Source organism: Streptomyces griseicoloratus, from assembly GCF_014534645.1.
GTDB lineage: Bacteria > Actinomycetota > Actinomycetes > Streptomycetales > Streptomycetaceae > Streptomyces > Streptomyces griseicoloratus.
The window spans coordinates 1-808 of sequence record NZ_JACVQF010000072.1 but is presented as its reverse complement, the minus strand read 5'-3'; the positions used below and the strand labels follow the sequence as shown (position 1 = coordinate 808).

Here is an 808-nt window from a genome sequence, read left to right as displayed (position 1 = left end):
CCCGACCGTCGTCCGGGCTCTGGAGCTGCTGAAGCGGGACGGCTGGCTCGAGTCCCGGCAGGGGTACGGCACGATCGTCCGCGGTCGGCCGGAAGTCGTCGAGCAGAAGGACCGGCGGGGGCGTGAGGCGCTGGAGCGCGACGAGTCGCAGGGTGCGGGGCGGCTGATCGAAGTCGGGCGTGTACCTGTCCCGGCTCGGGTCGCCTCGGCGCTCGGCCTGCCGAAGAAGACCGAAGTCCTCATGCGTCGCTTCCTGGTCGAGGAGGACGGTGAAGCTGTCGAGCTGGTCTCGTCGTACTTCCCCGTCGGCCTGGTCGAGGGTACTGAGCTGGGGACCGACGAGCCTCTGAGTGGGAGTGTTCGCGAACACCTCGAAACGCGGAAGAAGGTCCGCTTCGACCACGTGGTCGAGCGTGTGTCGGCCCGGCTGCCCGAAGCGAGTGAAGCCGAACTGCTGGATCTGCCGGACGGTATGCCCGTGCTGAGTGTCCTGGTCGTCGCCTGTGACGCCTCCGGCCGGTCCTTGCAGGTCGCTGACGTGCTCCTGCCCGCTGACCAGCAGGAACTCGAAGACACCTACCGCCTGAGCTGAGCCCCGTCCGGGAGTGAAGCCCCGCGATAGCAGCTTGACAAGTCAACCTGGCATCCTTAGGTCGAGCTTGCTAAGTCAACTTGTCAGGTCGGCGGGTTGATCAACTCTCAGAAGGAGCAATCCCTGTGCGTGTGATCCGCGTTGACGCCTCGGCCGCCACGATCCTGCTCACCGAAGCTCCGGCGCCGAAGGTGCGCGACCGGCAGACCGGTGAGA

At 66.6% G+C, this 808-nt stretch carries 1 protein-coding gene and 1 pseudogene; both read left to right on the top strand.

What is annotated here, in order from left to right:
- Positions 1–592 (top strand): GntR family transcriptional regulator (locus H0H10_RS02265; protein WP_188179083.1); only part of this gene is annotated, 592 nt, incomplete at its 5' end.
- A gap of 125 nt (positions 593–717) precedes the next feature.
- Positions 718–808 (top strand): annotated as a pseudogene (locus tag H0H10_RS41580) (SCO3933 family regulatory protein); the annotation flags it as partial.